The sequence below is a fragment of the Enterobacter cloacae complex sp. SHL012 genome, from assembly GCF_049237505.1.
GTDB classification, from domain to species: Bacteria; Pseudomonadota; Gammaproteobacteria; order Enterobacterales; family Enterobacteriaceae; genus Enterobacter; species Enterobacter kobei.
Map to the genome: position 1 here is coordinate 877843 of NZ_JBMKIZ010000001.1, position 24411 is coordinate 902253.

A 24411-nucleotide genomic window follows, 5' to 3' on the forward strand; every position below is an offset into this window, starting at 1 on the left:
CTCCGGGGCATAAACCAAAGGGCGAAGTGTACCGCTATTCGCCCCGCTATAAAACGGCTGGATTACCGCATGACGATAAGGTGGTCAGAACCGGCCGGGAGGCCATCAGGTTTTATATTCTCCAGGCGCAGCACGTTGCCCATGATTTCGCTGAAAACCGGCGCTGAAACCGCCCCACCGTAGTACGCCCCGTTTTGAGGCTCGTTAATCACCACGACCAGCGCAAAACGCGGATCGCTCGCAGGCGCGACGCCCGCGGTATAGGCGACATATTTATCGACATATTTGCCGCTGTCATCAATCTTCTTCGCCGTACCGGTTTTTACCGCCACGCGGTAATCACGCACCGCGGCCTTAACGCCACCGCCACCGGGTAGCGCAACGCTCTCCATCATATGCTCCACCTCATGCGCGATCTCCTCCGGCATAACGCGGTGCCCGATAACGGGGGGATCGATGCGGGTGATCGACAGGGGACGCTCCAGTCCAAATCCGCCAATCGTCGCATAGACGTGGGCAAGCTGGAGCGGCGTCACCATCAGGCCATAGCCGAAGGCAAAGGTCGCGCGGTCGAGCTGGCTCCAGTACTTACGCTGTGGCAACAGGCCCGCGCTCTCCCCCGTTAAGCCAAGACCCGTGTTCGTGCCAAAACCAAAGTTCCGGTAGGTATCAAGAAGGTGCTGTATGGGCATCGCCAGCGAGAGCCGGGAGACTCCGGTATCGCTCGATTTCTGCAGGATCCCGGTCATCGTCAGCTCCGGGTAGTAGCCCACGTCGCGAATACGGTGTCCATCAAGTGTATAAGGATGGGTGTCAATCACGCTGTCCGGCTGGACCAGCCCCTGCTGCAGCGCCGTCATCAGCACCAGCGGTTTAACGGTCGAACCGGGTTCGAACGTATCGCTAATAGCCCGGTTACGAAAATCGTTAATTGTCGCGCCTTCCCGGTTATTGGGGTTGAAGTCCGGGTAACTCGCCATGGCGAGTATTTCGCCGGTTGGGATATTGATCAATACCGATGCCCCTGACTCGGCCTTATTCCAGGCCACGGCATTATCCAGCGCGTCTTCGGTAATGGTCTGTAGCCGCTCGTCGATGCTGAGCTGAATGTTATGCGCTGGCGTGGGCGCAACTTCCGTCAGGTTTTCAACCACCCGGCCGTAGCGATCCTCCCTTACCTGTCGGACACCCGCTTTACCCGTCAGCTGAGTATTAAAGCTTTTTTCCACCCCTTCAATGCCCTGCCCGTCAATATTGGTGAAGCCAATCAGATTGGCCGCCACGTGGCCTGCCGGGTAAAAACGGCGCGATTCATCACGCAGGTTAATTCCCGGCAAATTCAGTTTATCAATCCATTTGGCCTGCGCAGGATCAACCTGACGAGCCAGGTAAATGAACCGGCCCCTGGGATTGGCGTTAATGCGCGAAGAGAGGGTATTCAGGGAGAGATGAAGCGCGCTCGCCAGCGCCTGCCAGCGATCGTCAAAACCAACGCCCCCTTTTGCGAGTACCGTTTTAGGGTCGGCCCATACGGCTCTGACGGGCACGCTGACCGCCAGAGGTCGGCCTTCACGATCCGTGATCATCCCTCGTGGAGCATCAATCGTCAGCTGACGCAGCGATCGCATATCTTCCTGCTTCACCAGGTTGTCTGGTTTGATGATTTGTAGCCAGGCAACACGACCCAGTAAAAAAGCCAGACTGCAGAAAATAGCAAAACAGAGCAGCGCAAAACGCGCTGGTGTGAAATTACCAGCGCTCATAATTAATTTCTTTTTCACCTGAACCCCAGAGCTGTTAAACAACGCTCTGATTTAACGGGAAAAGATGCGCTGAGGGAGGCGAAACTGTGCTTCTAACCTCGCAGCTTTGCAACAAGTTGCTAACGAGACAGAGGATAGTCATATTTTGAAAGATAGGGGCATAAAAAAGCCCCGCATTGTGCGAGGCTTTATGTCTGAGATTGAAGTGCTACGCGCTTCAGTCAGCAGCGGTTCGATCAGATAGCAGTTACGTTAACTGCAGCTGGGCCTTTCTGGCCGTCCTGAATTTCGAACTCAACGTTCTGGCCTTCAGCCAGAGTTTTGAAGCCGTTACCCTGGATTGCAGAGAAGTGTACGAACACGTCTTTGCTGCCGTCAGCAGGAGTAATGAAACCAAAACCTTTAGACTCGTTGAACCACTTAACTTGACCTTTAATCTTTGCCATTTGCAAAATTCCTTAGAGTGTTTTCTTAGCCCGCAGGCATTGACTGAGATAAAACTGAGACATTACTGCATGAGGCACTAATATAAGGTTCGGCAGAGAAGCGGTATTCAACGACAACGTGTTTACTCAGGACTTCTTTACTGAAAATGCCACACATAAACAGAACTGTACCTCGTTTGACCCAAAACGTGTTATCACACACTATGTTTAATATGGCAAGCCATTTTTAAACATGTCTCGATCCGCCGCACAAATTCGAACACTGTCTGTAAGGATTTGCACAATTATGCGCGATACACACAGACAGCTTAACGCTCTTACACAGGCTCTACGGTGCTTTCGCAAGCACTGTAATCTAAGACTTTTTTAACATAGCTCAATCATTACAATGCGTCCAGCAACCGTGAAAAGAAATCTTCGGAATTGATTGAGTTAGAACAAATTGTGAAAACTTATGCTTAAATCATTGCAACGGGGGCGTATTGTTTCAGGAAAAACTCAATGTTAATAATCCGCACCGAACTGTATTAAAATGCAGCAGGTAATAAGGAGGGTTATGCACCAAAATAATGAAATTTTTATGACGCTGCATCAAAACAAGGCAAGCAAAACGTTTCGATAAAAATAAAACATTTTTGAGCGTAGATACATACAGAATATATGCAACAATTCATCGCTTCGTTTATAAGGATAAATAATCGCCAGTTTTCAGTATCCTGAAAGTACTATTAACTGGTGCTAAATTATCTGCCTTACCACTTAACGCGTTTTCAGGGAGGGATTACACCTGGACTGAACCAGACCACAGTCCCTCCCGGGACACGGCAATCAGCGCTCAGCCACCAGACGGATAAAATCGTCCTGATCCTGGTTGTTTTCAGCGACAGCCTCTTTTGACTCGTCTTTCCCTTCCGGTTCGTTAGCCTCGCACAGACGACGCAGCAGCGCATTCTGACGCTTTTGCTGATCGAGCAGCGCTTCAAGCAGTTCAATCTGCTCGTTTGTACGGGAACTGGCACGGTTCACGAAAAACCAAATGACCAGACCCACCAGCAGAACAACCAAAGAGATCATCAGGGATGCTACATTCAGCAACCCTGAGTTCAGTAACTCACCCATTTCACCACCTCAATAAAAACGCCTATTTTACCACTGGTGCGAAGGAAGGAAATCACCTTAAGAAAAAATGCGTGCTACCACGGGATAAACTTATTGATTGCGCAAACGCCGCTAAAAAACTGTACATCCTGATCGCACATCACATTGATCGTCTGCGTCCATAACACCACGCACGCTATCAGTACGACAATCAGAATCACCCAGCGTATTTTTTTCACTCCACACTCCGTCTAAAGACCTGATACAGCCAGGTTATCACGGTGACCTTAAACAAGGACTAACTGTACCAACATCAGGTCTTTTTCAGAATCCTGCACTTGTTTCATTACGTAAACCGTTTAGGCTAGCCTCATGATAACAACGATAAAAGAGGTAACAATGCGCGTAATCATTCGAACGATTATAGTACTGGCGATACTCTGGATTGGACTTTTGTTAACCGGCTACGGTGTGCTTGTGGGAAGCACCGAAAATGCAGCAGGCTTAGGTATTCAGTGTAAGTACGTAACAGCACAAGGCGTAAGCACGGCGCAGTATCTCCATTCTGATAGCGGCATCATTGGTTTAACCAACTGCCCGGTACTGAGAAAGATGTCCGTCGTGGTTGATAATGGCTAACTGGCCTGGTTAACCACTGACGAAAAACGCCGCAGAAAATGCGGCGTTTTTTTATGCTAAAACGCGTTAAAAGGGATAGTCGTGATAGCCCATCTGCTCGGAAATCTTACGCGCGGCAGTGTGCAGAATAGCCACATACTCGTGCAGACGCTCTTCTGAGAAGCGCAGGGTTGGGAAAGAGATACTTAAACCCGCGATCACCACGCCAAAACGGTCAAACACCGGAACGCCGATGCAGCGCAGCCCTTCTTCCTGCTCTTCGTTATCTTCGCCGTATCCTTGTTCACGCACCTTGTCGAGTACCGTTAACAGTTCATCAGTATTGGTAATGGTTCGTTCCGTACTGCGTTTATATTCCACACCATCAAGGATCTGCTTCACCTCTTCGCGATCGCGCCACGCCAGCAGAACCTTGCCAATTGCCGTGCTATAAAGCGGGTTGCGGCGGCCAATGCGCGAATACATACGCAGGTTGTACATGGAGTCGATTTTATGGATGTAAACAATGCTGTCTTCATCCAGTGCACCCAGGTGGATGGTCTCTTTGGTCAGACGGGAGATCTCACGCATCTGAATGTCCGCGCTGCGGATCAAATCAACGTTTTGCAGCGCCCGGGCACCCAGTTCGAACAGCTTTAGCGTCAGAGAGTATTTTTCAGACTCTCCTTCCTGCGCTACATAACCCAGTGACTTCATGGTTTGCAAAAAGCGGTAAACGGTGCTTTTCGACATCATCACACGCTGCGACAACTCTGTAATACCAATTTCACGCTCTTCTCCGAGCGCCTGTAAGATGCCAAACACCTTCAGCACGGAAGAAACAGAATCTGGCTGTTTATCCAAATCCGCAATTGCCATTTACCACCTCATAGAGAGTGTTTTATAAAAATCAGAACCGGTTTTTATTATAAATTCCTGTGATGTTACCTGCAATCAATGCGCGTTTGTTTCGTTACAAATCTGCGACATATAACGGCGTTGACAGTGCTAGAATCATTACCCCGAGAATAATTTCACCCTGAGCTTTTTATCCCCAATGGAAAAGAACCTTTCCGATGGTCTGCCTTTGCCCTTGCGGTACGGCGCCATTGCTACGATTATTATTGGGATCTCAATGGCCGTCCTCGATGGCGCGATTGCGAACGTTGCCCTGCCCACTATCGCCAGCGACCTGCAGGCCTCCCCGGCCAGCTCGATATGGATTGTTAACGCCTATCAGATTGCGATTGTGATTTCCCTGCTCTCCTTCTCTTTCCTCGGCGACATGTTCGGCCACCGTCGGGTCTATCAGTGCGGCCTGGTGGTGTTCACCTTTACCTCGCTGTTATGCGCCCTGTCTGACTCATTGCACACGCTGACGCTGGCGCGCATAGCGCAGGGCTTTGGCGGTGCGGCGCTGATGAGTGTAAATACGGCATTGATCCGCTTGATCTATCCGCAGCGCCACCTTGGACGCGGGATGGGGATAAACTCGTTTATTGTCGCGGTTTCCTCCGCCGCCGGACCAACAATTGCAGCAGCCATACTTTCTGTCGCCTCATGGCAATGGCTCTTTGCCATAAACGTGCCGCTGGGTATCGTGGCTATCTTCTTTGCCCTGCGTTTTCTTCCTGCTAACGGCCCCAAAAGTACCATGCCGCGTTTTGACGTCCCCAGCGCAGTGATGAATGCACTGACCTTTGGTCTGCTGATTACAGCCCTGAGCGGCTTTGCTCAGGGGCAATCCATGGCGCTTACCGGCATCGAGCTTATCGCCCTGCTGGTAACAGGATTCTTCTTTGTTCGCCGTCAGCTCGCCCTGCCCGTTCCTTTGCTGCCGGTAGATCTGCTGCGTATCCCCCTCTTTTCGCTCTCCATCTGTACGTCCATTTGCTCGTTCTGCGCTCAGATGCTGGCGCTGGTTTCTCTGCCCTTCTTTCTGCAAAGCGTGGTAGGACGTTCGGAGGTGGAGACCGGGCTGCTGCTAACGCCCTGGCCACTGGCGACGATGGTGATGGCGCCGCTAGCGGGTTACTTAATTGAACGTATCCATGCCGGTTTGTTGGGTGCGGTGGGACTGGCCGTCATGGCAACCGGCCTTTTCGCGCTGGCACTGTTACCGTCATCACCCAGCGATCTGGACATCGTCTGGCGCATGATCCTCTGTGGTGCGGGGTTCGGCCTGTTTCAGTCCCCCAATAATCACACCATCATCACCTCTGCGCCCCGTCACCGCAGTGGCGGCGCCAGCGGGATGTTGGGAACTGCGCGCCTTCTGGGGCAAAGCAGCGGCGCGGCGCTGGTTGCCCTGATGTTTAACCTTGCCGGGCAAAACGGTAACCACGTTGCGCTGCTCACCGCCGGCGCGCTTGCCACCCTCGCGGCCATCGTCAGCGGTCTGCGCGTTACCCAGCCCAGGGTTCAGGCATAAAAAAAGCCGGGCGGAGAATACGCCTGCCCGGCTTATTGTGACGCTTCGCGTTACTTCAGGTATTCCCCACTGCGCAGCGCTTCAATACGTTTATCCAGCGGCGGGTGAGACATAAACAGCTCACTGAGCGACTTTGATTTACCGTTGATGCAGAAGGCCATCATGCTGTTCGCTTCCTGCGGCTCGTAGCTGGTTTTCAGGCGCTGCAGGGCAGCAATCATCTTCTCGCGTCCCACCAGTTTCGCAGAGCCGGCATCCGCGTGGAATTCACGGTGGCGCGAGAACCACATGGTGATAATACTCGCCAGAATACCGAACACCAGTTCCAGCACCATCGACACGGCGAAATAGATCAGCGGGTTACCGTTGCTCTCTTCACCTTCATCACGGTTGCCGCCCATAAAGCCCGCCGCAATCTGCGCCAGGATACGGGAGATAAAGATAACGAAGGTGTTCACCACGCCCTGAATCAGCGTCATGGTCACCATGTCGCCGTTGGCAATATGGCTGATTTCGTGAGCGATGACCGCTTCGGCTTCGTCACGGCTCATGTTTTGCAGCAACCCGGTGCTGACAGCAACCAGCGATGCATCACGACGGGCACCCGTGGCAAACGCGTTAATATCGGGCGCATGATAAATGGCCACCTGCGGCATGGCGATCCCGGCCTGACGGGATTGCTGAGCCACCGTATTCATCAGCCACTGTTCCATATCGTTACGCGGCTGCTCAATCACCTCACCGCCGACGGATTTCAGCGCCATCCACTTTGACATCAGCAGGGAAATGAACGAGCCACCAAAACCAAACAGCAGCGCCATAATCAACAGACCCTGAACGCTGCTCGACTGAATTCCTGTCAGGCTTAGCACGAGCCCGAAAACCACCATCACCGCCAGGTTGGTGAGCAGGAAGAGCGCGATTCGCATCATAATTTTCTTTTAACCTCAGTTTAACAAAGCGCACTATGCGATTACCCACATCGTATGGGTATTGCGGCTATTTTCAAGCATCTGGAGGGCGTAAGTCACCAGAAAGACACAACTTTACACAATTGGAAATCTGCCTGACGGAAGGATGCGGAACAAAAAGAAACAGGCACAATTTCTTGTGCCTGTTGGGGGATTATTTCGCCGGAACGGGTTGCTCGGCAGGCTTATCTTTTTCCAGATTCGCCAGGTCGAGGGCGATATGCACCGTCTCGTCCAGGTAAGGATCCGGCTCCTGGTAATCTTTTGGCAGATCGTCCAGTTTCTTGAGCAGAGGCTTACCTTCACGCTTGAAGCGGTCGTTGATACGGGCCAGACGCGTGGCATCGTCTTCGTTGTTCTCTTTCTCACGCTGGGCGTAGTTCAGAGAAACAATATTCCGTTTATCCTTCAGGGCATTGAAACGCGCAATGTCCTTCATGATGTACTGGAATTCCGGATCTTTCGCGATGCGGTCGTTATGCGCTTTCAGCAGTTCAGGGCCAAATTGCGTCATATCACCCGCTTTCACATAGGTCGCAGCATTGATGCTGTCCCACGGTAACGCGTTATCTTCAAACTTCTCGCCAGTTTCGGTCTCTTCCGTACCTGTCGGCATCATGATGTCCGGCGTGACGCCTTTACGCTGCGTACTGCCGCCGTTGACGCGGTAGAACTTCTGAATGGTGTACTGCACTGAACCCAGGGCAGGCCATTCCGGACGCAGCATCTGATCGTAGATACGGTTCAGCGATCGATACTGCTGAACGGTGCCTTTACCAAAGGTTGGCTCACCCACGATCAGCGCACGGCCGTAGTCCTGCATTGCCGCGGCAAAGATCTCAGACGCAGACGCACTGAAGCGGTCGACCAGCACGACCAGCGGGCCTTTGTAGTAGACCACACCATCGTTGTCGGCATCTTCACGGACTTTACCGTTGTTATCACGCACCTGAACCACAGGGCCAGACGGGATGAAGAGGCCAGAGAGCGATACCGCTTCTGTCAGCGCACCACCGCCGTTGCTGCGCAGGTCAATGATGACGCTGCTGACGTTCTGTTTCTCAAGTTTCTGCAGCTGAACCTTCACATCGTCGGTCAGCCCTACGTAGAAGCCAGGGATATCCAGGACACCCACCTTCTCTTTACCCACGGTTTTCACCGACATTTTCACCGCGCGGTCTTCCAGACGGATACGCTCACGGGTCAGGGTAACGATACGGGTTTTAGTGCCTTTACCCGCTGGCAGAATTTCCAGACGAACTTTGCTGCCTTTCGGACCTTTAATCAGCGCAACCACGTCGTCAAGACGCCAGCCAATGACATCGACCATGCCTTTACCGGTTTGTCCGACCCCAACAATGCGGTCACCTACGCTGATCGCTTTGCTTTTGGAGGCCGGGCCACCCGCCACCATGGAATTGATCACGGTGTAATCATCGTCCATCTGCAGTACCGCACCGATACCTTCCAGAGACAGGCTCATTTCGGTATTGAACTGTTCGGTGTTGCGCGGGGAGAGATAGTTGGTGTGCGGATCGATTTCGTGCGCAAAGGCCGTCATTGCCAGAGAGAAGACATCCTCACTGTTGGTCTGCGCCAGACGACGAATGGCAAATTTGTAACGACGCGTCAGCGTGTCACGGATCTCTTTTTCATCTTTGCCGGTCAGCTTGAGACTCAGTTCGTCGTATTTGACCTTTCCGTCCCACAGCGCATTCAACTCGGCTTCATCTTTCGGCCACGGCGCTTTGCTGCGATCAAGATTGAAATTGTCGTTGCCGGTGAAGTCCATCGGACGTTCGAGCACTTTCAGGGCGTACTGATAGCGTTCAAAGCGGCGCTTTTGCGACAGGTTGTAGAGGTCGTAGAAAAGATCCAGCTTGCCTGACCGCAACTCATCACCCACCTCGGATTTGCGCTTAGCGAACTGCTCGACATCACTGGCGAGCAAAACGTTATGGCTGTAATCCAGCAAGTTCAGATAGCGGTCAAAGATTTTGGCCGAAAAGGCCTGATCGAGATCGAACTGACGATAGTGCGAGCGGGTGAAACGAGACGTCACGCGCTCGCTCACCGTCGCGTGCTGCGTCTCTTCCTTGAGTACCGGAATTTGATCAACACGCGTGATATCGTCCACTGCGAAAGCATGGCCTGTTATAGCAAACAGACCCGCCAGCGCGGTGAGCTTAAAAAAAGTGTTCATGCCAGGCTTGGCCTCCGTTTCAGAACAACAAGTGTTCTGCGCGTACAATCATTGACATACCAGAAGTCAGCTGTACACGAACGCCATCTTTGGTGATTTCCAGTACGGTGGCGTCCATAGCATTGTTGCCCGCTTTGACCTTCAGCGCCTGACCCACGCTCAGCGCGTTGATGTCAGAAACCGGGGTATGGCGCGGCTCTTCACGAGGCGCACGTGGGGCTTTGGCTGCTGGTTTGTCTGCACGCGGTTTGCGATCGTTATTATCGTGACGACGCGGCGCAGGGCGCGGTTTACGCTCACGACGAGGCGCTTCTTCCTGGCCGTTTGCCGCTGCGGCTTCGCGTTTTTTCGCTTGCTGTTCTGCACGTTGTGCCTGAACGCGTGCTTTGGCTTCTTCAAGCTGCTTGCGTGCGTGTTCAACGTGCTGCTCGTCCAGCTCACCACAAGGGTTGCCGTCGAGATCCACGCGAGTCGCGCCCGGTTTGATACCGTACAGGTAACGCCAGCTCGAAGTATAAAGACGTAAGGCAGAACGCAACTGAGTTTTGCTGAGGTTCATTTCCCCCTCAACGCGCGCTACCAGATCCTGAAAAATACCGACTTTCAGGGGACGAGCTTCACCTTCCGCGCTGAAGCACTGCGGGAAACGCTCGGCCAGAAATGCGATAACTTCTTTACTGCTATTCAACTTAGGTTGATTTTCCATGAAATTTCCTGATTACAACGGACGTTGCCAACAAGCGCAGGCATGAACAGGCGTCATTATAATGACGCTATCAGTAAATGCTACGTTATCCGTTGATTATCCTGCGACGCTCGCAAAGAATTTTTGATAATCGGTGCCGGCAAGGACGTTTTCCAGATTCGCCACCAGCTCGCGCAGCCCTTGCTCGTCCTCGGTTGAGAAGCGACTGAAGACGGTGCTGTCGATATCCAAAACGCCAATAATCTGATTTCTTACCACCAGCGGCAGTACGATCTCAGAATTACTGGCGGCATCACAGGCGATATGCCCGTCAAACGCATGAACATCTTCCACACGCTGTACCTGATTCTCGGCCACCGCAGTACCGCATACACCGAGCCCTACCGGAATACGCACGCAAGCCAGTTTGCCCTGGAACGGGCCAAGTACCAGCGTGTCACCTTCCAGGAGGTAAAAGCCAGCCCAGTTCACGTCAGAGAGACGTTCGAACAACAATGCGCTAGTATTTGCCAGAGTGGCTAAGAAGCTGGTCTCACCCGCCATCAATGCCTTAAAATCGCGGTTCAGATCCGCGTAGAATTCTGTTTTGTTCATTATTCAATCACTTAGTTGTCTTACAAAATTACCGCATAGCCTATTAAAATAAGCATTAAATGCGCTCATGCTCAAGATGAATCCGTTCATGAGTTAATATAACGTTCAACAATACTTATTTGTGCGCAGCTGATGGCCTTAAAAACAACCAAAATTACGCCGACAAAAAAGATAACGGTCCATACGGTAAGAGACGCTTTGCCTCGTGCACATTATCAGCGTTGCCCCCAGTGCGATACGCTTTTTATGTTGCCGAAGATGAAATCGCACCAAAGTGCCTTTTGCCCCCGATGTGACGCGAAAATTCGTGACGGCCGAGACTGGTCGTTAACCCGTCTGGCCGCCATGGCCGTCACCATGCTGCTGCTGATGCCCTTCGCCTGGACCGAGCCCCTGCTGAAGCTCTACCTGCTTGGCGTACGCATTGATGCCAACGTGCTGCAGGGGATCTGGCAGATGACCCGCCAGGGCGATCCGATTACCGCTGCCATGGTGCTGTTTTGCACCGTTGGCGCGCCGCTGGTGCTGGTTGCAGCCATTGCCTATCTGTGGTTTGGCAACATCCTGGGGATGAATCTTCGCCCTGTGCTGCTGATGCTGGATAAACTCAAAGAGTGGGTGATGCTGGATATCTATCTGGTCGGTGTGGGTGTGGCATCAATTAAAGTGCAGGATTATGCTTTTCTGCAGCCGGGCGTCGGGCTTTTTGCCTTTATCTGCCTGGTGCTGCTCAGCATCCTGACGCTGATCCACCTGAACGTTGAGCAGCTCTGGGAGCGTTTTTACCCTCAGCGCCCTGCCACCCGTCCGGATGAGAATCTCCGCGTCTGTCTGGGATGCCATTACACCGGGTTGCCCGATCCCCGTGGGCGCTGTCCGCGCTGCCACATACCCTTGCTGCATCGACGCAATAACAGTCTGCAAAAATGCTGGGCGGCGCTGATTGCCTCCCTGGTGTTCTTGATCCCCGCCAATATGCTGCCGATTTCCATCATTTACGTGAATGGTGCCCGTCAGGAGGATACAATCCTCTCCGGCATTATCTCCCTGGCACACAGCAACGTTGGGGTGGCGGCCATCGTCTTTATCGCCAGTATCCTGGTTCCTTTTACCAAAGTCGTGGTGATGTTCACCCTGCTCATCAGCATTCACTTTAAGTGTGAACAAGGATTACGAACCCGAATACTGCTTCTGCGATTTGTCACCTGGATTGGCCGCTGGTCCATGTTGGATCTGTTTGTGATTTCGCTGATGATGTCGCTGATCAATCGCGACCAGTTACTTGCTTTTACTATGGGACCCGCAGCTTTTTATTTCGGCTCTGCGGTGATATTGACTATTCTTGCTGTGGAATGGCTGGATAGCCGCTTACTTTGGGATGCACATGAGTCAGGAAACCCCCGCTTCGCCGACTGAAGCGAGAATTAAAACTAAACGCCGCATTTCGCCATTCTGGTTGCTGCCTGTCATCGCCCTGATGATTGCAGGCTGGCTTATCTGGACGAGCTATGAAGATCGCGGAAGTACCGTCACCATTGATTTCCAGACCGCCGACGGCATTGTCGCCGGACGAACCCCCGTTCGTTTTCAGGGGGTTGAAGTCGGTACGGTTCAGGACATCTCACTCGGAAAAGGGCTGAACAAAATTCAGGTGCGGGTCAGCATTAAATCGGACATGCAGGACGCGCTGCGCAGCGAAACGCAGTTCTGGCTGGTCACGCCGAAGGCGTCTCTGGCGGGTGTCTCGGGGCTGGATGCGCTGGTTGGCGGTAACTACATCGGTATGATGCCAGGCAAGGGCGAACCGCAGGATCACTTTGTCGCGCTGGATACGCAGCCAAAATACCGTCTCAATAACGGCGATCTGATGATCCATCTGCAGGCGCCGGATCTCGGCTCACTGAACAGTGGCTCGCTGGTCTATTTCCGAAAAATTCCGGTGGGTCGCGTTTACGATTACGCCATCAATCCGAACAAACAGGGCGTGACCATCGATGTGCTGATCGAACGCCGATTCACCAACCTTGTGAAAAAAGGCAGCCGCTTCTGGAACGTGTCTGGCGTAGATGCCGACCTCAGCCTGAGCGGTGCTAAAGTGAAGCTGGAGAGCCTGGCCGCGCTGGTAAACGGGGCGATTGCCTTTGACTCCCCGGAGAACTCCAGCCCTGCTGCTGCCGATGATACGTTCGGGTTGTACGCTGATCTGGCGCACAGCCAGCGAGGGGTGATCGTCAAACTTGTTCTGCCCGATGCGAAAGGTCTGAAAGCCGGATCAACACCGCTGATGTATCAGGGTCTGCAGGTAGGTCAGCTCACCAAAATGACGCTCAACCCTGGCGGCTCGGTGACGGGCGAAATGACCGTCGACCCCAGCGTGGTCGATCTCCTGCGCGAGAAAACGCGTATCGAGATGCGCAGTCCGAAGCTCTCTCTGAACGATGCCAGTCTCAGCACTTTGCTGACCGGCAACACGTTTGAACTGATCCCCGGAGAAGGAAAGCCAAGCAACAACTTCGTGATCGCCCCGGCGAATAAAGCCCTGCTGCAAAAACCGGGCGTTGTGACGGTTACGCTAAATGCACCCGAAAGTTATGGTATTGAAGCCGGTCAGCCGCTAATCCTCCACGGTGTCCAGGTGGGTCAGGTTCTGGAGCGAACGCTTTCCGAAAACGGCGTGAGCTTCTCGGTAGCGATCGATCCGCAATACAGCAACCTCGTCCATGGCGACAGTAAATTCGTGGTGAACAGCCGCGTCGATGTGAAGGTAGGCCTGGACGGCGTAGAGTTCCTTGGTGCCAGTGCCAGCGAATGGGTTAACGGCGGCATTCGCATTTTGCCGGGCGATAAAGGCCCCATCCGCGAAAATTACCCGCTGTATGCCAACCTGGACAAAGCGATTGAAAACAGCCTGAGCGATCTGCCGACGACCACGCTGACCTTGAGCGCCGAGACGCTACCGGACGTCCAGGCAGGTTCTGTGGTGCTGTATCGCAAGTTTGAAGTCGGGGAAGTGATCGCCGTTCGCCCGCGTGCGGACGCGTTTGATATCGAACTGCATATCAAGCCGGAGTATCGCAAGCTGCTGACGCCAAACAGCGTCTTCTGGGCCGAAGGCGGCGCGAAAGTTCAGCTTAACGGTAACGGGCTGACCGTGCAGGCCTCCCCGCTCTCACGCGCGCTGCGCGGCGCCATTAGCTTCGATAACCTCAGCGGTGCAGGCGCAAACCTGCGTAAGGGCGATAAGCGTATTCTCTTCCCGTCCGAAACCGCCGCGCGTGCCGTGGGTGGGCAGATTACCCTGCACGCGTTTGATGCCGGTAAGCTGGCGGAAGGCATGCCGATTCGCTACCTGGGCATTGATATCGGCCAGATCCAGAAGCTGACGCTGATCACCTCCCGCAACGAGGTACAGGCCACCGCGGTGCTCTACCCGGAATATGTGCAGACCTTCGCCCGCACCGGTTCCCGCTTCTCGGTGGTGACGCCGCAGATTTCGGCCGCAGGCGTTGAACATCTCGACACTATTCTGCAGCCCTATATCAACGTCGAACCCGGCCAGGGCAATGCACGGCGTGATTTCGAACTGCAGGAAGCCACCATCACCGATTCGCGCTACCTCGGTGGCCTGAGCATTGTGGTGGAAGTCCCGGAAGCAGGCTCACTTGGCATAGGCACGCCGGTTCTGTTCCGCGGTATTGAGGTAGGTACGGTAACGGGTCTGACGCTTGGTACGCTCTCCGATCGCGTGATGGTGGCGTTACGTATCAGCGACCGTTACCAGCACCTGGTACGAAATAACTCGGTATTCTGGCTGGCATCTGGCTACTCGCTGGACTTCGGCCTGACGGGGGGCGTGGTGAAAACCGGTACCTTCAACCAGTTCATCCGTGGCGGTATTGCGTTTGCCACCCCGCCTGGCACGCCACTGGCGCCAAAAGCGCAGTCGGGGAAACACTTCCTGCTGCTCGAAAGCGAACCGAAAGAGTGGCGTGAATGGGGAACGGCCCTGCCGCGTTAATCTGAAAGGCTCCGGTGTCAACGCGCCGGAGCCTTTATGTTACACTGCGCACCTGAACTTTTCCCTGTGGTGTGCACGTGGCTCAAAACTCCGTATTTCTTCCTGAACAATTCCTTGCGCAAATGCGCGAGGCGCTCCCCTCTCACCTGTCGTTAGATGATTTTATCGCCGCCTGCCAGCGTCCGTTACGCCGGAGCATTCGCGTCAACACGCTGAAAATCAGCATTGATGATTTTCTGACGCTGGTTTCCCCCTACAACTGGCAGCTTACGCCGGTGCCCTGGTGTGCAGAGGGGTTTTGGATCGAGCGCGATGACGAAGATGCCGTGCCGCTGGGAAGTACCGCAGAACATCTGAGCGGTCTGTTTTATATTCAGGAAGCCAGTTCGATGCTGCCGGTTGCCGCCCTGTTCGCAGAAGGCAACACACCTGAACGCGTGATGGACGTTGCCGCCGCGCCCGGCTCGAAAACCACACAAATTGCCGCCCGGATGGGTAATCACGGGGCGATTCTTGCCAACGAATTTTCCGCCAGCCGCGTGAAAGTCTTGCATGCCAACATCAGCCGCTGCGGTATCCAGAATGTCGCCCTGACGCATTTTGACGGACGCGTGTTTGGCGCCGCCTTGCCGGAAGCGTTCGATGCCATTCTGCTCGACGCCCCCTGCTCCGGCGAGGGGGTGGTGCGTAAAGATCCCGATGCGTTAAAGAACTGGTCTGTGGAAAGCAATCTTGAGATCGCTGCCACGCAGCGCGAACTGATCGACAGCGCCTTTCACGCCCTGCGCCCCGGCGGCACGCTGGTGTACTCCACCTGTACCCTCAACCGCGATGAAAACGAAGACGTCTGTCTGTGGTTGAAAGCGCAATACCCGGATGCCGTTGAGTTCCTGCCACTTAACGATCTGTTTGCCACGGCAGATGAGGCCGCCACGCCGGAAGGTTTCCTGCACGTGTTCCCGCAGATTTACGACTGCGAAGGGTTCTTTGTGGCTCGTCTGCGCAAAACTCAGGCGGTGGCTCCCCTGCCAGCCCCGAAATTCAAGGTCGGCAATTTCCCGTTCGCCCCGCTGAAAGGCCGCGATGCTGTGCAACTTAAAGCCGCCGCCAACAAGGTTGGGCTGATCTGGGATGAGAATCTGCACCTCTGGATGCGTGATAAAGAGATATGGCTGTTCCCGGCACCCATTGAGCCGCTTATTGGCAAAGTCCGTTTTTCACGTATCGGGATCCGCCTGGCGGAAGTGCATAATAAAGGGTACCGCTGGCAGCACGAAGCGGTCATCGCCCTGGCGGACAGCGATAACACGTTTGAACTGACGCATCAGGAAGCCGAAGAGTGGTATCGTGGTCGCGACGTTTACCCGGAAACCACCCCGTCTCAGGATGAGGTTATTGTGACGTATCAGGGCTTCCCGTTGGGTCTGGCGAAAAAGGTCGGCTCGCGGCTGAAAAATAGTTATCCGCGGGAGCTGGTCCGCGATGGCCGGTTGTTTACGGGTAACAGTCCCACCGACTAAAAAAGCGCATTTTTTTACTGGCGATTTTGCTCTCCTTGTCTACGATCAAAAATGGATGCCCATACTGGTCATACCAGATTCTGAAAACCGACCCGGAGAGCACTATGACGAAAACCAGCGTGCGTATTGGCGCTTTTGAGATCGACGACGCAGAGCTGCGCGGCGAAGCACAAGGCGATCGAACGTTAAGTATTCCCTGCAAATCCGACCCGGATTTGTGCATGCAACTCGACGCATGGGATGCGGATACCAGCGTCCCGGCGATACTTGATGGTGAACACTCTGTTCTTTACCGTGAGCATTACGATAGCAAAACCGATGCCTGGGTCATGCGCCTTGCCTGATCTAAAGAGAACCCGCCCGAAGGCGGGTTATTTATTACTGTAGCTGTGCCAGCGTGAAGTAACCGTCGAACACCGCTCCGGTATCAATATAGTGCAGGTTTTCAAAATCATACCGCCTGTCGACGGGCGTATGCCCGAACCAGAAATGATCCGCACCGCTAATCCCCTGCCCTTTGCCCACCATAAAGCCCATCAACCTGTCGCGATCCCACAGCACGCGCTGGGCGCTCACCGGTTTTTGCCAGCGGTATTCCGCGGCGGGGTAATCTGCGTGCGCAATAACATTGAGACCGTTTGCGCAGGTTATCTCGATAATATGCGGCAATTCGCGGCAGGCGTTTAGTAACGTTCGCGCCAGCGCCTGCTGCTCGCGATCAAGGCGCGTAAACCACACTCCACCATTCATCGCCCACAGCGCAGAATCATTATTGTCCAGACTATCCATTGCCATTTGCTCATGGTTACCCCGCACGGCTCTGAACCATTTCTCATTGATGAGCTGCAGTGTTTTTACGCTGTCAGGACCGCGATCGATCAAATCGCCAACGGAAATAAGCAAATCCTCATACGGATTAAAATGGCGGCGTTTCAGTTCGTCCATAAGCCACTGATAACAGCCATGTATATCGCTGACAACCCAGACGTGACGCCACATCCCACCCTCTATTCGCTGATACATAAGGCCTCCTTTAAACAGTATAGCCGCCGTATAAAAAGCAAAAGACGGGAGCGGTCCTGACAAAGTCAAACAAACGGTAAACCAACCAGAAATAAAGATCCTCACGCTATTAATCCCTTATTCCTGGCTCCTTAGAATAGAGGCAGAAAAAAACGAGGGATCTTCACGTGTCTAATACACACCTGCATAACGATGTGTTCTACCCACATCGCACAAATATAATTTCCGAGCTGGTGAACGGCGAACGTGTCCCGGGACCCATCTGGCGAAAACGCGATTATCGGCTGAAGTTCCTTTTACGTTCGCTTCTGTTCTGGTCTTCCACCCGTCGCATGCTGGAAGCCCTTTCAGGGCGTGACGATTTCGACAAACTGCTCGCCGCTCAAATTACATTGCCCAGCAAGACCCATCGGCAGTATCTGATGCGTGGCCTGACCGCGAACGATCGCGCCGACGCTATCGTTAACCATTATTACTGGATCGATAGCCTGAAAGAGCGCACCCTCGCCCAGGCGCTGACCAGCCCGCAGGAACAAACCGTTGTTCAGTTCCATGCAAAAGAGGGCGTGATCTATACGGTTAATGCATCCTCTGCCGGGAAAGCCGAGCGCGAAGGTGAGAGCACGCTGTGGCTGCGCGATAACGAGGATACGCTGCTTGCCAGCCTGACCTTTAGCGTAGCCCGCAGCAACGGACAACGCGTAATAGTAATTGGCGGGCTTCAGGGCCCCCGCCGCTGCGTGTCGCGGGACGTCATTAAACAATCCACCCGCGCCTGTCACGGCCTGTTCCCTAAACGCGTGCTGATGGAAGTTCTTTTCCAGCTGGCCTTACAGTCATCTGTTAAGGCGATTTTTGCCGTCAGCGACGAGGGACACGTTTTCCGCGCATTGCGCTATCGCCTCAGCAAAGGCCGCCATTTCCACGCCAGCTATGACGAATTCTGGGATTCTCTGGGCGGTAAAAAGGTCTCCGGCTTCTGCTGGCAACTCCCGCTGCAGATGGAACGCAAATCTCTCGACGAGATCGCGAGCAAGAAGCGTGCGGAATACCGCCGTCGTTTTGAATTGCTTGATGAAATTGAGGCGTCGGTAAAATCCCGCTTTTAAGCACGGCGCTGACTTTCCTTAATTGCTCACAAAAATTTAACAAAACAGGCAAAAAGGGCTGGACTTCCGCCTGCGGTGTTGTGATATGTTTTACGAAGTCGCACAGGATGCATCCGCTGCATAAAGATGATAAAAGGCGTAACGTATTGTCTTTCATACAGATAAAAAGAGACCGAATACGATTCCTGTATTCGGTCCAGGGAAATGGCTCTTGGGAGAGAGCCGTGCGCTAAAAGTTGGCATTAATGCAGGCTAAGTCGCCTTGCCTTTTAAGAATAGATGACGACGCCAGGTTTTCCAGTCCACAGTTAAAGCGGCCAGAAAAAAAGCGTTAAATCATCATCAAAAACAAAAAACCGCAGTGCTTTCGCGAGCATCTGCGGTTTTTTATTGGAAACCTGAACGCTAGCAGAGCTTGTCAGCGCGTTCGATAAACGGTGTCAGGCTCATCTTCTGCCCTGGGTGAGCCGGGTCATCAATCTGGATCACGCTGATGGGCTGGCCGCTGCTCTTGCCGCTGGCCACCTGCTGCTCTGCAACCTCATTCAACGGGTATTGCACCAGCGTACTCGGGTTGATCGCGTATAACGCATGGCCCGGACGACAGGTCAGCATCACCTCTTCGCGATTAAACGCCCACTTGTCTTTACCCACTTCAAAACGGCTGACGGTGATCACCTGCGGCGCGGCCAGAGCGCTCCCCGTGCAGGCCAGCAATAAGAGCGAAAGTACTGTTTTTTTCATATGTTAGTTAACCTTGTCAGAAGGGTTCCCAGGTGGCGAACAGGCTGACCGCTGCCAGAACCAGCGCTCCCAGCACCACTTCTGCCTGTGTCATCCTGATAAAAAGCTGTTGTGCCCTCCCGGAATCCGGACGAAACCGTGGCACCAGAAAATACCGATTTGCCAGCGCAATTGCCACCATCAACGCCACCAGCGCACATTTGAACAATAAAAGCTGCACGTAGCCAGCCTGCCAGGGAATATGGACGCCCAGAATCAAGAGCGAATTGATCGTCCCTGTGAGCAGCACGCCCGCGACGGCATAGTGGCCTACGCGCGAGAAACGCATCATGGTGTAGATGGCCGCGTTCTGCCAGCGCCCTTTTGCCAGATGCATGCAGAACAGCAGCGGCAGTAATCCGCCGAGCCAGGTTGCGGCACATAACAGATGAACGGCATGATTGAGACGCTGCACAGCCCCCAACGGACCTTCGTTCATCGTCGCGTGGCCTACCCCTGCCAGCAGCACAAACTGCCCCATTGCGAGCAGTAGCAGCCGGGAGCCTTTCAGCGGCGCAAGCCACGCGGCAGCAACCGTAATGGAAGCAAGGATAATTTGCCACAGCCAGACGCTGCCAAACTGCGTCCCCAGTACGCCGTGCCAGACTTGCGGGTTAAACACATCTCCCCAGCCATCGCCCATTAATCCGCCCTGAAGCATGAACATCAGAAGCGCAGCGGCCAGGCTGATTAAAGATGCCACCCGCTGCTGCAGCGCGAAACGCAGAGCCATCAGACGATGGAGAGAGGAAGGCGCCAACCAGACGCTGTATAGCGCATTACCAAAAACGAGCATCAGCGCCGCGAAATGGATAAAGCGCAACCCAACATAGACCAGTGCCAGCATGCTATTTCACGCTAAAGTGATAGCTGCCTTTGGTTTTGTGGCCGTCGACGGAAACCACATGCCAGTCCACCCGGTAGGTTCCGGTCGCCAGCGTTTGCGCCAGCGGAACGATCAGTTGAGCCTTGTTCTTTTCGTCTCGCGTTACGGCTCCCGTTTTGACGACCTGCTTGTGCGCATCCGTCACCACCACACCGCTAAACCCCGGTTCAATACCTTCCGAAAAATTCAGCGTCAGTGACTGCGGAGCGCTCACCACGCTGTCTGCTGCGGGGCTCTGCTGTTTAAGATGCGCATGCGCCAGCACAGCGGGCGAGATAATGACTGATGCCAGAAAAACCAGCGCGCATACCGTGCGTGAAGTGGATAATCCCATCGCGATCATTCCTTTTTGTTATGTCTGTATGCTAAAGAATAACGCTGTATAATAGACGAGTCGAGGATCATCCCACCTCCGCTTGTCATCGTCGCGCAATCGCGGTAACGTTGCCGCCGCATAAACAGGAGAAGGAAATGAAAATCAATCTGGCCGCCCTTCCTCAGGACGAGATGGATAAAGTGAATGTCGATCTCGCAGCCGCTGGCGTTGCGTTCAAAGAGCGTTACAACATGCCCATCGTGGCTGAAGTTGTGGAACGGGAACAACCCGCCCATTTGCGCGACTGGTTCCGGGAAAGATTAATTGCTCACCGTCTCGCTTCGGTCAACCTCTCTCGTCTGCCGTACGAGCCTAAAGTTAAATAAGCTTAACGAGTCGTTACACTTCCTTACGCGAAATCTGGCAGGATAAGAAAACCCTGATTAAATTAGGTGTATTCTTAAATCCCTGCGACTCAGTGTATAAGGAAGTCACGATGTCACAATGGAATATAGCGGCAGCCCAGTATGGCGGGCAGTATCACAGTGTTGATGAGCACGTTACCCATCACCTTCGCTTCATTGCCGAAGCGGCACAGCAGCAGTGCGATCTGCTGGTCTTCCCGGAACTCTCCTTAACCGGCTCAGGCACAACGACGTTACCTCCCCCACCGTGCGACGCGCAGCTGGAACCCTTGCTTGATGCGGCACATTTTTACCAGATTAGCGTTATTGCCGGGCTTCCCCTTGAGCGGAATGGCCAGCGTCAGAAAGGTCTCGTGCTCTTTACGCCCTCTCGGCCGAGCATCGTGCGCTATCCGCAAGGCGGCGGTGCGAGCCTGGTTCCGGGGGATAAACAGCTCACCATCATTGATGCGCAGGGCGATTCCCCCAATCTCGATCCGCAGGCAACGCTGTTCACCAGCAGCCAGTCGGTAAGGGACAACCGCTGGCGGCAGTCCATCAGCACCCTGCAACGCTTTGCACACAAATATGCCATTGCGGTATTAATGGCGAACGCCAGCACCGGCAGCGCATTATGGGATGAAAAAGGCCAGTTGATCGTGCGGGCGGATAAAGGCGAGCTGCTGTTGACCGGCACGCTTAACCGACAGGGTTGGCAAGGCGATATCATTCCTTTAGGCTAAGCGTTTTAAGCTCAGGAGATTTTCATGCTGCGCGTCATTGATACCGAAACTTGCGATCTTCAGGGCGGAATTGTGGAGGTGGCCTCGGTCGACGTCGTTGACGGAAAAATAGTCAACCCGATGAGCCATCTGGTGCGGCCCGATCGCCCTATTAGCCCGCAGGCCATGGCTATCCATCGCATCACTGAATCAATGGTGGCGGATAAACCCTGGATAGAAGACGTTATCCCGCACTACTATGGCAGCCCGTGGTATGTCGCCCACAACGCCAGCTTCGACCGTCGGGTTCTCCCCGACATGCCCGGGGAATGGATTTGCACCATGAAGCTGGCGCGTCGCCTGTGGCCGGGGATCAAATACAGCAATATGGCGCTGTATAAATCCCGCAAGCTCAGCGTCAGAACGCCTGAAGGGCTGCACCATCACCGCGCCCTGTATGACTGCTATATCACCGCTGCGCTGCTGATCGATATTATGAATACTTCCGGCTGGACACCGGATGATATGGCGACGATTACCGGCCGTCCTGCACTGCTGACGACGTTCACCTTCGGAAAATACCGCGGGAGAGCAGTATCGGATATTGCAGATAAAGATCCGGGCTATCTGCGCTGGCTGTATAACAACCTCGACAAGATGAGCCCGGAGCTACGCTTAACCCTGAAGCATTATCTGGGTGAAGCTTAACGTTCAGTCTGGCCTGGAAGCGTATCCTGCGCCAGGCCGATCAAAAAGGCGTATTCCAGCGCCACCCCTTCATAAGATTTAAACCGCCCCGACTTCCCTCCGTGCCCGGAGTCCATATCGGTACAGAGCAGCAGCAGGTTGTCGTCGGTTTTCAGTTCCCGCAGCTTCGCCACCCATTTCGCCGGTTCCCAGTACTGCACCTGTGAATCGTGCAAACCGGTAGTCACCAGCATGTGCGGGTAGGCTTTCGCTTCCACGTTATCGTACGGGCTGTACGCTTTCATATAGCGATAATAGGTTTCATCCTGTGGATTCCCCCACTCTTCAAACTCCCCGGTCGTCAGCGGGATAGATTCGTCGAGCATGGTGGTGACCACATCGACAAACGGTACCTGCGCAACGATGCCCTTAAAACGCTCGGGACGCTGATTGATCACAGCGCCCATCAGCATGCCGCCCGCGCTGCCGCCCATGCCAAAGCAGAGCTGCGGATCGCCATAGCCTTGTTCAATTAAGGCGTCGCAAACGTCGAGATAATCATTGAACGTGTTTTGCTTTTTCAGGAATTTCCCGTCTTCATACCAGTGCTGGCCCAGCTCACCGCCGCCGCGAATATGAGCGATGGCAAAAACAAAACCGCGATCGAGCAGACTTAATCTGCTGCTGCTGAAGTCGGCATCCATGCTGGAACCATAGGAGCCGTAGCCGTAAACCAGGACAGGGTTTTTACCTTTCTGAAAATGCGCCTTGTGATACACGAGCGAAACCGGCACCTCGACACCATCGCGCGCGGTAACCCACAGGTGTTCGCTACGATAATTGTCGGATTCAAATCCCTTCACTTCTGTTTGCTTCAACACCTGGCGCTGGCCGGTATCCATATCCAGTTCGAACAGCGTATCCGGCGTGGTCATCGACGAGTAGCCATAGCGCAGCCGGGACGATTCAGGCTCAGGATTAAAACCAATCCAGGTGACGTAGGCCGGGTCGTCAAACGCGATCCCTATCACCTCGCGCGTTTTGCGGTTGATTTGCCGGATACTGGTCAACCCCCGCTGACGCTCTTCCACCACCAGCCAGTCGGTAAACAGCGTGAACCCTTCGAGCATCACCTGTTCCCGCGCGGGAATAAGCACCTCCCACTTGCGCTCGTCGCGCACCTTGGTCTTATACAGGCCAAAGTTTTTCCCCTCGCGGTTTGAGCGCAGATAAAAGCTGTGCTGGAAGTGATCCAGACTGTACTCATGGTCTTTTCGGCGCGGCAGAAAGCAGAGCGGCTGGGCATCAGGCAGTTCGGCATCCAGCAGTAGCACTTCTGAGGTGGTAGCGCTGGCAAGGAAAATAATCACATAGTGGCGTGAGGACGTTTTATGCAGGCTGACATAAAACGTTTCGTCTTTCTCCTCATACACCAGTTCGTCATCGGCGGAGTCCGTGCCTACACTGTGGCGCCACACCTGATAAGGCAGCAGCGTGGCGGCGTGCTTTTTAACGTAATAGACCGTCTCGGAATCGTTCGCCCAGACAAAATCCGGGGAGACGTTTTCAAGCATTTCCGGATACCAGTTACCGGTTTCCAGATTGCGGAATCGCAGGCCATACTGACGACGGGAGAGATAATCCTCCGCCAGCGCCATAATGGTGTTATCCGGGGAGATGGACATACCACCCAGCGTATAAAACTCGCTGTGGGCGGCACGCTGGTTGGCATCCAGCAGAATATCCCATTCATCCCACTCGGCGCTTAATACCGACTGTCGCTGATAGATGGGATATTCACTGCCGGGCTCGTAGATATGCCGATAACGATAGCCGTTTTTGGTCCACGGCGCGGAGATATCGCGCTGAGGAATGCGCTGCACCATTTCGTTCAGCAGCTGGTCCTGAAGCGCCTGCTGGCTGGACATGACCTTGCGACCGTAATCGTTTTCTTCATGCAGGTAGTCGAGTACCTCTGGGCGGGAACGTGAATCGTCCCGTAGCCAGTAATAGTTATCTATACGCGTATCGCCATGGGTGGTGATCGCATACGGAGTACGTCGGGCTTTCGGTGGCATGACATCATTCTTTTAAGTTTTACACCCTATAAGGT

Annotated in this window: 24 protein-coding genes and 1 pseudogene; 10 read left to right on the forward strand and 15 right to left on the reverse strand. The window is 53.9% G+C overall.

The features are described 5' to 3' along the window. Positions 1–62: 62 nt before the first annotated feature. The 5 genes and pseudogenes from ftsI to mgrB form a co-directional block, all read right to left on the reverse strand. On the reverse strand, positions 63–1781 hold the full coding sequence (gene ftsI, locus ACOTY9_RS04205) for a peptidoglycan glycosyltransferase FtsI (RefSeq protein WP_032629033.1): 1719 nt from the start codon (positions 1779–1781) through the stop codon (positions 63–65). Positions 1782–1999: 218 nt separating this feature from the next. Further along, a complete protein-coding gene (cspE, locus tag ACOTY9_RS04210) occupies positions 2000–2209 on the reverse strand; it encodes a transcription antiterminator/RNA stability regulator CspE (RefSeq protein ID WP_001062678.1) in 210 nt (69 codons plus the stop codon). Between the two features lie 12 nt (positions 2210–2221). Continuing rightward, positions 2222–2366: pseudogene (locus ACOTY9_RS04215) on the reverse strand (DUF2627 domain-containing protein). A gap of 671 nt (positions 2367–3037) precedes the next feature. Continuing rightward, positions 3038–3328, reverse strand: a complete 291-nt coding sequence (locus tag ACOTY9_RS04220) for a YebO family protein (protein ID WP_014884285.1) — start codon at positions 3326–3328, stop codon at positions 3038–3040. A gap of 74 nt (positions 3329–3402) precedes the next feature. Continuing rightward, positions 3403–3546, reverse strand: coding sequence for a PhoP/PhoQ regulator MgrB (gene mgrB, locus ACOTY9_RS04225; protein WP_014884286.1), 144 nt, complete (start codon positions 3544–3546; stop codon positions 3403–3405). A gap of 160 nt (positions 3547–3706) precedes the next feature. On the opposite strand from mgrB, the gene ACOTY9_RS04230 reads away from it, so the two are divergent. After that, on the forward strand, positions 3707–3946 hold the full coding sequence (locus tag ACOTY9_RS04230) for a YobH family protein (RefSeq protein WP_014884287.1): 240 nt from the start codon (positions 3707–3709) through the stop codon (positions 3944–3946). A gap of 66 nt (positions 3947–4012) precedes the next feature. On the opposite strand, the gene kdgR is transcribed toward ACOTY9_RS04230, so the two are convergent. Next, positions 4013–4804, reverse strand: a complete 792-nt coding sequence (gene kdgR, locus ACOTY9_RS04235; RefSeq protein WP_014884288.1) for a DNA-binding transcriptional regulator KdgR — start codon at positions 4802–4804, stop codon at positions 4013–4015. Positions 4805–4982: 178 nt separating this feature from the next. Here kdgR and ACOTY9_RS04240 point away from each other — a divergent pair, with 178 nt between their 5' ends. Continuing rightward, positions 4983–6356, forward strand: coding sequence for an MFS transporter (locus tag ACOTY9_RS04240; protein ID WP_014884289.1), 1374 nt, complete (start codon positions 4983–4985; stop codon positions 6354–6356). Positions 6357–6406: 50 nt separating this feature from the next. Here ACOTY9_RS04240 and htpX read toward each other — a convergent pair whose 3' ends face one another. The 4 genes from htpX to ACOTY9_RS04260 form a co-directional block, all read right to left on the reverse strand. After that, entirely contained in the window at positions 6407–7288 is an 882-nt protein-coding gene (gene htpX / locus ACOTY9_RS04245) for a protease HtpX (protein ID WP_014884290.1), read from the reverse strand. A gap of 193 nt (positions 7289–7481) precedes the next feature. Further along, positions 7482–9530, reverse strand: coding sequence for a carboxy terminal-processing peptidase (gene prc / locus ACOTY9_RS04250; RefSeq protein WP_045268888.1), 2049 nt, complete (start codon positions 9528–9530; stop codon positions 7482–7484). 19 nt (positions 9531–9549) lie between these two features. Then, on the reverse strand, positions 9550–10236 hold the full coding sequence (proQ, locus tag ACOTY9_RS04255) for an RNA chaperone ProQ (protein ID WP_014884292.1): 687 nt from the start codon (positions 10234–10236) through the stop codon (positions 9550–9552). Positions 10237–10332: 96 nt separating this feature from the next. Continuing rightward, positions 10333–10830, reverse strand: coding sequence for a GAF domain-containing protein (locus ACOTY9_RS04260; RefSeq protein WP_348565430.1), 498 nt, complete (start codon positions 10828–10830; stop codon positions 10333–10335). Positions 10831–10962: 132 nt separating this feature from the next. Here ACOTY9_RS04260 and yebS point away from each other — a divergent pair, with 132 nt between their 5' ends. From yebS to ACOTY9_RS04280, 4 genes are all read left to right on the forward strand, one after another. Continuing rightward, positions 10963–12246, forward strand: a complete 1284-nt coding sequence (gene yebS, locus ACOTY9_RS04265; RefSeq protein WP_023337425.1) for a membrane integrity lipid transport subunit YebS — start codon at positions 10963–10965, stop codon at positions 12244–12246. Beyond that, positions 12215–14848, forward strand: a complete 2634-nt coding sequence (locus tag ACOTY9_RS04270; RefSeq protein ID WP_348565428.1) for a PqiB family protein — start codon at positions 12215–12217, stop codon at positions 14846–14848. The genes yebS and ACOTY9_RS04270 overlap by 32 nt, the downstream gene beginning before the upstream one ends. A 77-nt stretch (positions 14849–14925) precedes the next feature. Continuing rightward, positions 14926–16368, forward strand: coding sequence for a 16S rRNA (cytosine(1407)-C(5))-methyltransferase RsmF (rsmF, locus tag ACOTY9_RS04275; RefSeq protein ID WP_032636207.1), 1443 nt, complete (start codon positions 14926–14928; stop codon positions 16366–16368). Positions 16369–16472: 104 nt separating this feature from the next. After that, positions 16473–16712, forward strand: coding sequence for a YebV family protein (locus tag ACOTY9_RS04280; RefSeq protein WP_008500472.1), 240 nt, complete (start codon positions 16473–16475; stop codon positions 16710–16712). A gap of 34 nt (positions 16713–16746) precedes the next feature. Here the strand turns inward: ACOTY9_RS04280 and pphA are convergent, their stop codons facing one another. Next, entirely contained in the window at positions 16747–17391 is a 645-nt protein-coding gene (gene pphA / locus ACOTY9_RS04285; RefSeq protein WP_348565426.1) for a protein-serine/threonine phosphatase, read from the reverse strand. 167 nt (positions 17392–17558) lie between these two features. On the opposite strand from pphA, the gene ACOTY9_RS04290 reads away from it, so the two are divergent. Next, the gene (locus ACOTY9_RS04290; RefSeq protein ID WP_023338430.1) at positions 17559–18500 is read left to right on the forward strand and encodes a VirK/YbjX family protein; all 942 of its coding nucleotides are present in this window, start codon (positions 17559–17561) and stop codon (positions 18498–18500) included. A 405-nt stretch (positions 18501–18905) separates the two neighbouring features. Here the strand turns inward: ACOTY9_RS04290 and ACOTY9_RS04295 are convergent, their stop codons facing one another. Genes ACOTY9_RS04295 through yobA form a run of 3 tightly spaced genes read right to left on the reverse strand, consistent with a single transcriptional unit; the run spans position 18906 to position 20503 of the window. Further along, positions 18906–19244, reverse strand: coding sequence for a YebY family protein (locus ACOTY9_RS04295; protein WP_014884299.1), 339 nt, complete (start codon positions 19242–19244; stop codon positions 18906–18908). 16 nt (positions 19245–19260) lie between these two features. Then, positions 19261–20130 (reverse strand): copper homeostasis membrane protein CopD, encoded by an 870-nt coding sequence (gene copD / locus ACOTY9_RS04300; protein ID WP_014884300.1) that lies wholly within the window; start codon positions 20128–20130, stop codon positions 19261–19263. 1 nt (position 20131) lies between these two features. Further along, positions 20132–20503, reverse strand: coding sequence for a CopC domain-containing protein YobA (gene yobA / locus ACOTY9_RS04305; protein ID WP_087529752.1), 372 nt, complete (start codon positions 20501–20503; stop codon positions 20132–20134). 137 nt (positions 20504–20640) lie between these two features. Here yobA and ACOTY9_RS04310 point away from each other — a divergent pair, with 137 nt between their 5' ends. From ACOTY9_RS04310 to exoX, 3 genes are all read left to right on the forward strand, one after another. Then, complete coding sequence (locus ACOTY9_RS04310; protein WP_013096102.1) at positions 20641–20871, forward strand: DNA polymerase III subunit theta; 231 nt, start codon at positions 20641–20643, stop codon at positions 20869–20871. 110 nt (positions 20872–20981) lie between these two features. Then, positions 20982–21632 carry a carbon-nitrogen hydrolase family protein gene (locus ACOTY9_RS04315; RefSeq protein WP_014884302.1) on the forward strand — a complete coding sequence of 217 codons (651 nt, stop codon included), beginning with the start codon at positions 20982–20984 and terminating at the stop codon, positions 21630–21632. A gap of 24 nt (positions 21633–21656) precedes the next feature. After that, positions 21657–22319: an exodeoxyribonuclease X gene (gene exoX, locus ACOTY9_RS04320; protein WP_050861724.1), complete on the forward strand. Its 663-nt coding sequence runs from the start codon at positions 21657–21659 to the stop codon at positions 22317–22319. Here exoX and ptrB read toward each other — a convergent pair. Beyond that, complete coding sequence (gene ptrB, locus ACOTY9_RS04325; RefSeq protein WP_348565423.1) at positions 22316–24376, reverse strand: oligopeptidase B; 2061 nt, start codon at positions 24374–24376, stop codon at positions 22316–22318. The genes exoX and ptrB overlap by 4 nt on opposite strands. Between the last annotated feature and the right edge of the window lie 35 nt (positions 24377–24411).

Coding starts and splice junctions, on each gene's coding strand:
- cspE (WP_001062678.1), bottom strand. CDS start 2,209: ATGGCAAAGATTAAAGGTCAAGTTAAGTGGTTCAACGAGTCTAAAGGT.
- ACOTY9_RS04220 (WP_014884285.1), bottom strand. CDS start 3,328: ATGGGTGAGTTACTGAACTCAGGGTTGCTGAATGTAGCATCCCTGATG.
- ACOTY9_RS04230 (WP_014884287.1), top strand. CDS start 3,707: ATGCGCGTAATCATTCGAACGATTATAGTACTGGCGATACTCTGGATT.
- kdgR (WP_014884288.1), bottom strand. CDS start 4,804: ATGGCAATTGCGGATTTGGATAAACAGCCAGATTCTGTTTCTTCCGTG.
- ACOTY9_RS04240 (WP_014884289.1), top strand. CDS start 4,983: ATGGAAAAGAACCTTTCCGATGGTCTGCCTTTGCCCTTGCGGTACGGC.
- htpX (WP_014884290.1), bottom strand. CDS start 7,288: ATGATGCGAATCGCGCTCTTCCTGCTCACCAACCTGGCGGTGATGGTG.
- prc (WP_045268888.1), bottom strand. CDS start 9,530: ATGAACACTTTTTTTAAGCTCACCGCGCTGGCGGGTCTGTTTGCTATA.
- proQ (WP_014884292.1), bottom strand. CDS start 10,236: ATGGAAAATCAACCTAAGTTGAATAGCAGTAAAGAAGTTATCGCATTT.
- ACOTY9_RS04260 (WP_348565430.1), bottom strand. CDS start 10,830: ATGAACAAAACAGAATTCTACGCGGATCTGAACCGCGATTTTAAGGCA.
- yebS (WP_023337425.1), top strand. CDS start 10,963: ATGGCCTTAAAAACAACCAAAATTACGCCGACAAAAAAGATAACGGTC.
- ACOTY9_RS04270 (WP_348565428.1), top strand. CDS start 12,215: ATGAGTCAGGAAACCCCCGCTTCGCCGACTGAAGCGAGAATTAAAACT.
- ACOTY9_RS04280 (WP_008500472.1), top strand. CDS start 16,473: ATGACGAAAACCAGCGTGCGTATTGGCGCTTTTGAGATCGACGACGCA.
- pphA (WP_348565426.1), bottom strand. CDS start 17,391: ATGTATCAGCGAATAGAGGGTGGGATGTGGCGTCACGTCTGGGTTGTC.
- ACOTY9_RS04295 (WP_014884299.1), bottom strand. CDS start 19,244: ATGAAAAAAACAGTACTTTCGCTCTTATTGCTGGCCTGCACGGGGAGC.
- copD (WP_014884300.1), bottom strand. CDS start 20,130: ATGCTGGCACTGGTCTATGTTGGGTTGCGCTTTATCCATTTCGCGGCG.
- yobA (WP_087529752.1), bottom strand. CDS start 20,503: ATGGGATTATCCACTTCACGCACGGTATGCGCGCTGGTTTTTCTGGCA.
- ACOTY9_RS04310 (WP_013096102.1), top strand. CDS start 20,641: ATGAAAATCAATCTGGCCGCCCTTCCTCAGGACGAGATGGATAAAGTG.
- ACOTY9_RS04315 (WP_014884302.1), top strand. CDS start 20,982: ATGTCACAATGGAATATAGCGGCAGCCCAGTATGGCGGGCAGTATCAC.
- exoX (WP_050861724.1), top strand. CDS start 21,657: ATGCTGCGCGTCATTGATACCGAAACTTGCGATCTTCAGGGCGGAATT.
- ptrB (WP_348565423.1), bottom strand. CDS start 24,376: ATGCCACCGAAAGCCCGACGTACTCCGTATGCGATCACCACCCATGGC.